The organism is Actinomyces israelii DSM 43320 (assembly GCF_000711965.1).
GTDB lineage: Bacteria > Actinomycetota > Actinomycetes > Actinomycetales > Actinomycetaceae > Actinomyces > Actinomyces israelii.
In genome coordinates this window covers 62,373-72,002 of record NZ_JONS01000020.1, presented here as the reverse complement: position 1 = coordinate 72,002, position 9,630 = coordinate 62,373, and the positions used below count along the sequence as shown (strand labels likewise).

Here is a 9,630-nt window from a genome sequence, read left to right as displayed (position 1 = left end):
GACTCAACGGCGTCAGCACCCGACTCAGCCCCGGCGTCGGACTCAGCCTGGGAAGCCTCCGGCTCCTCCGAGACCTCGGCCTCAGCACCCTCAGCGGGCCCGGGCTCCTCGGACTCAACGTCCGCACTCCCGGCCTCACCGGGCCCGGGCGCCGAGTCCCCGTCGCCGGCAGGCTCAGCAGGCTCGACGGCGTCGGCCTGGGCCGTGGGATCGTCGTCGGATTCCACACCACCAGCACCGCCGTCCTCCGGGTGCGGCTCGCCCGCAATATCCGGCGTTGTGGCGCTGAGGTCGTGGGAGATCTCCTCCGGAGAGGAGATGCGGGCGTCGGCCGTCTGCGGGGCGGCCACGGCATCCTCGTTGTGACGGGTGCCGGCGGGAGGGGTGACGTCGTCGGTCATGGTCGCATTCTTACTCAAGCGTTGGCACGGCGGCGGCGAGCGGCGTCCTTGAACCGCTCCTGGGAATTGAGGATGACCTTGCGGATGCGCACGGCCTCCGGGGTGACCTCGACGCACTCGTCGTCGGAGGCGAACTCAAGGGCCTCCTCCAGGGACAGCCTGCGCGGCGGCACAAGGCCCTCGAAAGAGTCGGCCGTGGACGAGCGCATGTTGGTCTGCTGCTTCTCGCGGACCACATTGACGTCCATGTCCTCGTTGCGCGGGTTCTCGCCGACGACCTGGCCCTCATAGGTCTCCTGCCCGGGCTCGACGAAGAAGGTGCCGCGGTCCGCCAGGCGGATGAGGGCGTAGGCGGTGACGGCCCCGGCGCGGTCGGAGACGAGCGAGCCGGTGGTGCGGGCCACGATCTGCCCGGCCCAGGGCTCGTAGCCCTCGGCGATGGACGAGGCGATGCCCGTGCCGCGGGTCTCGGTGAGGAACTGGGTGCGGAAGCCGATGAGCCCGCGCGCCGGCACCAGGAACTCCATGCGGATCCAGCCGGTGCCGTGGTTGATCATGGTCTCCATACGGCCCTTGCGGGCGGCCATGAGCTGGGTGACGGCACCCAGGTACTCCTCGGGGACGTCAATGGTCGTGCGCTCGACCGGCTCGTGGCGCCTGCCGTCGATGGTGCGGGTGACGACCTGCGGCTTGCCGACGGTCAGCTCGAAGCCCTCGCGGCGCATCTGCTCCACCAGGATCGCCAGCGCCAGCTCGCCGCGCCCCTGGACCTCCCAGGCGTCGGGGCGCCCGGCGGGCAGCACGCGCAGAGAGACGTTACCGACCAGCTCGCGGTCCAGGCGGTCCTTGACCTGGCGGGCCGTGACCTTGGCGCCCTTGGTGCGGCCGGCCATGGGAGAGGTGTTGATGCCGATGGTCATGGAGATGGCCGGGTCGTCCACCGTGATCAGCGGGAGAGGGCGCGGGTCGTCGGGATCGACGAGGGACTCGCCGATGGTGATGTCCTCAATGCCGGCAACGGCGACGATGTCGCCCGCGTGGGCCTCCTCGGCGGGCCTGCGGTCCAGGCCCTCGGTGACGAGCAGCTCGGAGACCCGGGCGGTGGACAGGGAGCCGTCGTGCCTTGCCCAGGCCACGACCTGCCCCTTGCGCAGGGACCCGCCCCGGATGCGCAGCAGGGCGAGGCGGCCGAGGAATGGCGAGGCGTCCAGGTTGGTCACGTGCGCCTGGAGGGGGGCGCCCTCGTCGTAGGAGGGGCCGGGGATGCGCTCGATAATGGTGCGGAAGAGCGGCTCGAGGTTCTTGCTGGCGGGCAGATCGCCGTCGGCGGGCTGGACGGTGTCGGCGCGGCGCGCCTTGGCGGAGGCGTAGATGACGGGAAGGTCGAGGACGGCGTCCAGGTCGATGTCGGGGTGCTCGTCGGCCAGGTCGGAGGCCAGCGAGAGCAGCAGGTCGGTGGACTCAGAGACGACCTCGCCGATGCGCGAGTCGGGGCGGTCAACCTTGTTGACCACGAGGATGACCGGCAGGCTCGCGGCCAGCGCCTTGCGCAGCACGAAGCGGGTCTGCGGCAGTGGCCCCTCCGAGGCGTCCACGAGCAGGACGACGCCGTCGACCATGGACAGGCCGCGCTCGACCTCGCCGCCGAAGTCGGCGTGCCCGGGGGTGTCGATGACGTTAATGGTGATGCCCTCGGGAAGCCCGGCGGCGACGGCGGCGGGACCGCGGTAGTGGACGGCCGTGTTCTTGGCCAGGATGGTGATGCCCTTCTCGCGCTCGAGCTCGCCGGAGTCCATGACGCGCTCGGTCGTGTTCTCCTCGGTGGCGCGGGCGCCGAAGGCCCCGGCCTCCCAGAGCATGGCGTCGACGAGGGTCGTCTTGCCGTGGTCGACATGGGCGACGATGGCGACGTTGCGCAGGTCCTGGCGCACTGTCATGTAAGGCACTTCTTCCGTCCGAGGGGCGCCGGGGCGCGGTCAGGGCGCGGGCCCGCCGCTGGCGCACAGCGGGCCAAGGGTAGAGGTCGCGGCGCGGCGGCCGCCATGACGGGGATGACACGGGCACTGTGCGCCCTCTCACTCCCCCCTCTCAGGCCGCGACAATCTGCGTGCAGGCGAGCAGGAGCAGAAGCCCACAGCCGACGACGATGGGTAGCAGATTGATCCGGGAGCGGACCCAGCCGCCCTGGGTGACGCCCCCGTCCACCGCGCCGGCGGCGCTGCTATCTTCGACATTGCCGTCCCCGGCCCTCTGAGGGGAGCCGCTGCCGGCGCGTGCGCCTTCTGGGTCCCGTCGCCTGCCCATCCTCGCCCGTCGGCGCGCCTGACGCGCCTGAAGGCGCTGATGGTCGGCGCGCCTGGCAGCGTAGGCGCTGATGAGGTCACCGGCCGCGTCGGCGTCCAGGCGCGTGCAATAGATCGACTCACCCGGATCGAGGTACTCGTCGCGGATCGGGCGGTGCCCCAGAGCGCCGGCGACAGCATCGACAGTACCGACAGTACCCCGCGTCCCCTTCCCAGCTCTGCGGAGCATCTCCCGCCGTCCGCGCATCGAGGCGCTCAGCCCACCGGCGCGCTGAGCCGCCGAGGCCCTGACGATCGTCCCATCATGGGTGACCACCTCCAGGATCCAGCGGGTATGGCAGGTCTTCACACTCTCCCAGGCGAGACTGTGGCTGCGCCAGGCATTGCGCACGGTCAGGGCGTCGTCGTCCAGACGCAGCTGCGGCGCCCACCACAGCGCCCACACCGCCAGGAGCAGCAGGCCGCCCCAGGCCAGCGCCCTAAGTCCGGGGACGGCACCGCCTGACAGCCAGACCGCGGCGACCACGTAAACGATTCCCACGCCCACAACGAGCGTTCCCAGACGGCCGAGCAGCGAACGGACAATAATGGTGGGCACTCCCCGATCCTACTCAGTCGGCCGTCTCCCAGCCGCACGAGCGACCTGCGCTCCCACCCGCAGTAACCTCTCTGTCACGGTTCCCCCACCGGCGACCCGAGCACCGCCGTCCACGCGAACCGGCCCGGGCCGCTCCCCGCCATGCGTGCGCGGGATTATACGGGATACGGCCCGGGCCGGTGGCGCTCGGGGCGCGGCCTGCTCAGTCGGCCATGTAGCCGATGTTCTCGGCGTACACCGAGGACAGGCCCATGGCGCCGTAGTTCGCCAGGTTCTTGGGCACGGCGGTGAGCTCGCGGCGCTCATAGATCGGGATATTCATGACATGCTGCCAGACGAGCTTGTCGACCTCGTTGGTCATCCGGTAGCGCTCCTGCGCATCGTTCGTGGTAGAGATCTTGACAATGTAGCTGTCAATCTCGGGGACCGACTGGCCGGTGAAGTTGGACTCGCTGCCCGTGCCGTAGATCTGCTTGATATTGGCCATCGGGTACTGGGTCTTCTGCCAGGTGAAGGCGGTGATCCCATAGTTCTTCGGGTTCACGTAGTCAGTGAAGTACTTGTTCGTCTCCACGGTCTGCATCGTCATCTCAATGCCCACGTCCTTGAGCTGCGACTGCAGGAGGTTGCCCTCGTTCTCGCTGGTCGGCGTCCCCGATGGAAGGGTGAAGGCGAAGGTGAGTCGCTGGCCGTTCTTCACACGGATGCCGTCGGAGCCCTCCTTCCAGCCCGCCTCGTCGAGGAGCTTCTTGGCCGCCTCGGGGTCGTGGCTCCAGTCCCCGGAGTTGTCCTGGTAGCCCTCCTGGACGGTGAGGAAGAAGCGGTTGCCCAGCAGCAGCTTATCGACCTCCACCGGCAGCCCGGCCAGGTCGGAGGCGGCGATCGCCTCGCGGTCGCAGGCGCGCAGGATGGCCTGGCGAACGGGTTCCTCGGCCAGAGGGCCGGAGGAGGCGTTAATGGTGAAGTGGCGCCACTGACGGCCGACGTTCTGACGAATCTCGGCATCAGAACGGCCGCTGGCCTGGTTGTAGACGTCGGCGGAGATGATGTAGGAGATGACGTCGATGGCGCTGTTCGCGAAGGACGTGGCCTCGGCTGCGGAGTCGAGAACGCGGAAGGTCACCTTGTCCAGGAGTGGGGCGTCTCCCCACCACTTGTCATTGGGAACGAGGGTGACCAGCTGCTGGGACTCATCATAGGAATCGATCTTGAAGGGCCCGGCGAAGTAGTCGTTGTTGAAGGCCCCGTTGCCCGCCATGGACTTGTTGAAGGTGTCAGCCTTGGCCATGAGCTCCTTGGGGGCGAGAGAGGCCACCATGTTCGTCCAGTCGGGGAAGATCGTCTTGAAGGTGATCTTCGCCGTGAGCTTGTCGACGATGTCAATCTTCTCGATCTGGTCGTAGTTGTCGGTGGAGGCCCAGGCATAGTTCTCGTCCGTGCCGTGAATCAAGCTCTCGCGAATGTCCTCGGAGTCCATGGGGCGCCCGTTGCCCCATACGGCCTTGTCATTGACAGTCGCGGTCACCACCGTCTTGCCGCCGGCGTCCTCCGCCTCCAGGGTGGTGAAGAAGTTGGGGTTGGGAGAAGGAGAGCCGTCCTCCGTCCACAGAACGGCGTAGGGCATGACGAAGGCATAGATATTGTCCAGGTTGACGCTGTTGCCGTCCACCGTGGACCGGTTCCAGTTGGCGATCGTCGAGGTGATCGAGAACCTCAGCTCGCCGCCCTGCTTGAGAGCCGAACGATCCTGAGGGTTGAAGCCGGAAGCGCCGCCTCCGGAGCTCTCCCCCGAGTCAGTCTTCGCGCATGCCGCGAGAACAGCGAGGGCGGCCGCGGAAGCGGACCCTCCGAGGAAGAGTCGTCGATTGATCATCATGGGAACTCCGTTCATATGGGGTTGGCGGAAGACGACCCGTGTGCCATTACGCGGGTCGGGTCTCGGGGAGGAGACCTCCGGAGGATGTCCCCGCCGTCGGGGACAATGTCAAATATCTCATACAATGGGGAGGCACCGCAGTCAACACCCGCGCCAGGCCGCGGCTGACCGGCGTCCGCCTTCCCGGGACAACGAGGCCCTCCCCCAGGTGCCGGGCTGCAGGCGCCCCACGACTCAGAACACATTCGCCTGCTCCGAGTAGTGGCAGGCCACCCTGTGATCCTCTCCGAGCCCGGTGAAACGCGGCATGGCCTCCACGCAGGCCAGCCGCTGGTCGTCGGAGAGCTCGTTGGCGAACTTCTGGCAGCGCGTGCGGAAGCGGCATCCTGAGGGCGGGTTCGCGGGGTTGGGCAGGTCTCCCTGGAGAATAATGCGGCTGCGGTCGCGTTCCTTGGCGGGATCCGGGATGGGGATCGCGGAGAGCAGCGCCTGGGTGTACGGATGGGCGGGGGCCTCGAAGACCGTGTCGACGTCCCCGATCTCCACGATCCGCCCCAGGTACATCACGGCGACCCGATCGGCGATGTGCCGCACAACCGACAGGTCGTGGGCCACAAAGAGGTAGCTCAGCCCCAGCGTCGCACGCAACTCGTCAAGCAGGTTGATGACACCGGCCTGGATGGACACGTCCAGGGCCGAGACCGGCTCGTCCAGCACCAGGATCTTGGGCTCCAGGGCGAGCGCCCGAGCAATGCCGATGCGTTGACGCTGGCCTCCGGAGAAGTTGCGCGGGTAGCGATTGGCGTGGCTCGGCTCCAGGCCCACGAGCTTCATGAGCTCATCGACCCGCGGTCCAATAGTCTCCTTCTTCCAGCCGTTGGCGCGCAGCGGCTCGGCAATGATGTCGTAGATCGGCAACCGGGGGTCCAGGGAGGCCATGGGGTCCTGGAAGACGATCTGCAGATCGCGCCGCACCGCCTTGCGTCCCGAGCGCCGGAGCCCGGAGGTGTCCTTTCCCAGGACGACGATCTTACCCTTCTGGGGGGCCTGAAGGCCCAGAACCTCCATAAGGGTTGTCGTCTTGCCGCATCCTGATTCGCCGACGATCGCCAGGGTCTCGCCCTTGCGGACATCGAAGGAGATGCCGTCCACGGCGTGGACGGTGCCCACGCGCCGCTTGAACACCGCTCCCTTCATGAGCGGGAACTCCTTGACCATGTCCGTCACTCGCAGCACCTCCGGGCGCTTGGCGTGCGGCAGGTCCATGACCTCGGCGGTTTTGAGCTCGGGCACCGGGAAGATGTCGGTGTAGTCCAGGCCGCGCGCCTCGATCTCGGCGAAGCGGCGGCAGGCGCTGCGCTGCGTCTCGGCCGCCGGGTCGCCCAAGGCGTCGGTACTCGTTTCCCGCACAGGTACGAGTTCGGGCTCGCCGTCGAGGCACTCCGCTGTGGACATGGGGCAGCGGGGCGCGAAGGGGCACCCCTCGGGCAGCTCGAGCAGGGAGGGCGGATTGCCGTCCAGCGTGGCCAGGGCCGAGTCCTTGCGGGCGTCCAGGCGCGGCAGCGAGCCGAGCAGGCCGATCGTGTAGGGCATCCGGGAGCGGTAGAAGATGTCATCGACGTCCCCGGTCTCCACAATCCGTCCGGCGTACATGACCGCGACCCGGTCCGCCATGCCGGCCACAACTCCCAGGTCGTGGGTGATCATAATGACGCCGGCGCCCGTCTCCCTCTGGGCGGTGCGCAGCACGTCGAGGATCTGGGCCTGGATGGTGACGTCCAGAGCGGTGGTGGGCTCATCGGCGATGATCAGGTCGGGGTCGTTGGCGATCGCAATAGCGATAATGGCGCGCTGGCGCATCCCGCCCGAGAACTCGTGCGGATAGGCCTTGGCGCGCACCTCGGGGTTGGGGATGCCCACCAGGTCGAGCAGCTCGACGGCGCGGGCGCCGGCGTCGGCGTCGGACATGTCCGAGCTGTGGATCTTGAGCGCCTCGACGATCTGGTCCCCGACCGTGTAGACGGGCGTCAGGGCGCTGAGAGGGTCCTGGAAGACCATGGAGAGCTGAACGCCGCGAATCTTCGACATGTAGGCGTCCGAGCGCCCCAGCAGCTCGGTCCCGTGCAGGCGCACCGATCCGGAGACCTCGGCGGACTCATCGAGCAGACCCATGACCGCGGTCGAGGTGACCGACTTGCCTGAGCCGGACTCGCCCACCAGTGCGAGGACCTCGCCGCGAGCCACCGAGATACTGACCCCGCGCACGGCGTTGACGCGCCCGTCCTCGGAGGGGAAGGAGACCGCCAGGTCCTTCACCTCCAGCAGAGGGGCGTCCGCCGTCGGGTCGGGCAGAGCCTCCGGGGCTGCGTTCTTGGCCTTGGCGGCGGTTCGGGTACGGCTCATGCCTTGCCTCCGGACTTGGACGAGGGGTCAATAGCGTCCCGCAGGCCATCGCCCATGAAATTGACGCACACGAGCATCACCACCAGGACGAAAGCGGGAGCCAGGAAGATCCACGGGTAAGTGGTCGCCGAACGCTGGCCCTCGGCGATGAGGGTGCCCAGCGAGGTGTTGGGCGCCTGGACACCGAAGCCGAAGTAGGACAGTGTGGTCTCACTGATGACGGCGTAAGCAACATTGACGGTGGCGTCGATAATGAGCAGTGATGCGATGTTCGGGATAATGTGACGGGCGATAATAATGGGGCTGCGCACGTTCATGAAGCGAGCAGCGTTCACGTAGTCGAGGTTCTTCACGCTCAGAGTCAGGGAGCGCACCACGCGCGCGGTGAGCATCCACCCGAATCCCGCCAGGAGCACAATGAACAGGACGATCGACCCCCTCGCCGCGCCGGCCCGCTGGGACAGGATGGCGATAATGAGGAAGGAGGGCACCACCAGAAGCATGTCGGTGAACCACAGGGCGATCCGCTCCCACCAGCCGCCGAAGTAGGCGGCTGAGGATCCGATGATCGCCGCGATGCCGGTCTGGAGGAGGGCGACGCACACGCCGATGAGCATTGACTTGCGGGTGCCCTCGACCACCAGAGCGAAAACGTCTCGCCCCCCCTGGGTGGTGCCGAACCAGTGCCTCGGCCCGGGCGGGGCCAGGAAGGCGGTGTTGTCGACGTCGGTGTACCCCCACTGGCCGATGTGATTGCCGAAGAGCGCCATGAGGGCGATCACTGCGAAGCCGATCACGCCCATGACCGCGGTCCTGTTGCGCAGGAAGCGGCGCACGGTGATCTGGCCGCGCGTCAGGCGCTTGGACTCCCGAGGGTTGTCCTTGGTGCCCTCGCCCGCCTCGTGACCGGTCAGGGGGGACTCCCCCAGCTGCTCGGCAGCCGGTGATGCGGCGGCGCCAACCGTGCCGGGCTTGCCGATCGAGTCCATGCCGTTGGGGTTCCTGGTGGTCGTCACGGTCAGCTCACCCTCACTCGCGGATCGACGATGGCGACGAAGACGTCGGACAGGAGCGCGCCGGTGAGCGTGCACAAGCCGGAGAAAGCGACCACAGCCGTGATGCCGTTGATGTCGTACTGGGAGATGGAGTTGATGGAGTACTCGCCCATGCCGTGCCAGCCGTAGACGCGTTCGGTGATCGCGGCCCCGGTGAACAGGGCCGCCAGGGCGAAGGCGAAGTAGGTGGCCATGGGGATCAGGGCGGTGCGCAGGGCGTGCCGGGTGACGGCCTTGCGCTTGACGAGTCCCTTGGCCCGCGCGGTGCGCACGTAGTCGGCGCCCAGGGTGTCGAGCATGAGATTGCGCTGGTAGCGGGAGTAGGAGGCGACCGCCCCCAAGGACATCGACAGGGTCGGCAGCAGCAGGTGCTGAAGCCTGCCCGCGACTCCCTCCCCCTCACCGGTGAACTCGAAGATCCGGTAGCCGGTGCGCTGGTTGATCTGTACGGCGATGACCTGCAGCATGATGGCGATGACCATGGCCGGGGTGGAGATGACGATCATGGCGATGAGGGACACGACGCGGTCCGAGAACCGGTACTGGCGGGTAGCGGTCCACGCGCCCAGCGCCACGCCGCCGATCATGCCGATGGCGGCACCGAGGAAGACCAGGCGGACAGACACCGCGATCTTGGTGCCGATCAGGCCGTTGATCGACTCGCCCTTGGGAGTCACTCCCCAGTCCCATGACGTGACCACGGTCTTGAGCCAGGTGACGTAGCGCCCCCATACGGGCAGCTCGGAGCTGATGTTGTACTGGATGAGGTTGGCGTTGATCGCCTCCCAGTTGAGGGTGGTGTCCTCGCGGTTCCAGTTATTCGCGGGGTCCAGGGAGGCCGAGGCGAGGATGTACGCCAAGGATGTCGCGATGAACAGCAGGAGCGCGTAGTTCGCGATCCTTCTCGCTAGATACGGGAGCATTCGGTCTTCTCTTCCGGGATACCGACGGGGTTCGGACGGGCGACGAGTGACCGTCCGGCCGGTGTTGCGGA

7 protein-coding genes are annotated in these 9,630 nt (G+C 67.5%); all 7 read right to left on the bottom strand.

The window, feature by feature from the left end; genetic code table 11:
* Positions 1–401: prolipoprotein diacylglyceryl transferase (locus O145_RS16505; RefSeq protein ID WP_411265952.1), on the bottom strand; the 401-nt coding region annotated here is incomplete at its 3' end.
* 14 nt (positions 402–415) lie between these two features.
* The gene (typA, locus tag O145_RS08710; RefSeq protein WP_043562283.1) at positions 416–2,338 is read right to left on the bottom strand and encodes a translational GTPase TypA; all 1,923 of its coding nucleotides are present in this window, start codon (positions 2,336–2,338) and stop codon (positions 416–418) included.
* Between the two features lie 151 nt (positions 2,339–2,489).
* Positions 2,490–3,302 carry a PH domain-containing protein gene (locus O145_RS08705; protein ID WP_052374883.1) on the bottom strand — a complete coding sequence of 271 codons (813 nt, stop codon included), beginning with the start codon at positions 3,300–3,302 and terminating at the stop codon, positions 2,490–2,492.
* Positions 3,303–3,504: 202 nt separating this feature from the next.
* On the bottom strand, positions 3,505–5,178 hold the full coding sequence (locus tag O145_RS08700; RefSeq protein ID WP_043562282.1) for an ABC transporter family substrate-binding protein: 1,674 nt from the start codon (positions 5,176–5,178) through the stop codon (positions 3,505–3,507).
* A gap of 234 nt (positions 5,179–5,412) precedes the next feature.
* Positions 5,413–7,581 carry an ABC transporter ATP-binding protein gene (locus tag O145_RS08695; RefSeq protein ID WP_043562281.1) on the bottom strand — a complete coding sequence of 723 codons (2,169 nt, stop codon included), beginning with the start codon at positions 7,579–7,581 and terminating at the stop codon, positions 5,413–5,415.
* On the bottom strand, positions 7,578–8,570 hold the full coding sequence (locus O145_RS08690) for an ABC transporter permease (RefSeq protein ID WP_043562301.1): 993 nt from the start codon (positions 8,568–8,570) through the stop codon (positions 7,578–7,580). The genes O145_RS08695 and O145_RS08690 overlap by 4 nt, the downstream gene beginning before the upstream one ends.
* Before the next feature lie 29 nt (positions 8,571–8,599).
* Positions 8,600–9,559: an ABC transporter permease gene (locus tag O145_RS08685; protein ID WP_043562280.1), complete on the bottom strand. Its 960-nt coding sequence runs from the start codon at positions 9,557–9,559 to the stop codon at positions 8,600–8,602.
* Positions 9,560–9,630 lie beyond the last annotated feature (71 nt).

Bases quoted from the DNA above. Each gene is read 5' to 3' on its own strand.
- typA (WP_043562283.1), bottom strand. From the start codon at position 2,338: ATGACAGTGCGCCAGGACCTGCGCAACGTCGCCATCGTCGCCCATGTC.
- O145_RS08700 (WP_043562282.1), bottom strand. From the start codon at position 5,178: ATGATGATCAATCGACGACTCTTCCTCGGAGGGTCCGCTTCCGCGGCC.
- O145_RS08695 (WP_043562281.1), bottom strand. From the start codon at position 7,581: ATGAGCCGTACCCGAACCGCCGCCAAGGCCAAGAACGCAGCCCCGGAG.
- O145_RS08690 (WP_043562301.1), bottom strand. From the start codon at position 8,570: ATGGACTCGATCGGCAAGCCCGGCACGGTTGGCGCCGCCGCATCACCG.
- O145_RS08685 (WP_043562280.1), bottom strand. From the start codon at position 9,559: ATGCTCCCGTATCTAGCGAGAAGGATCGCGAACTACGCGCTCCTGCTG.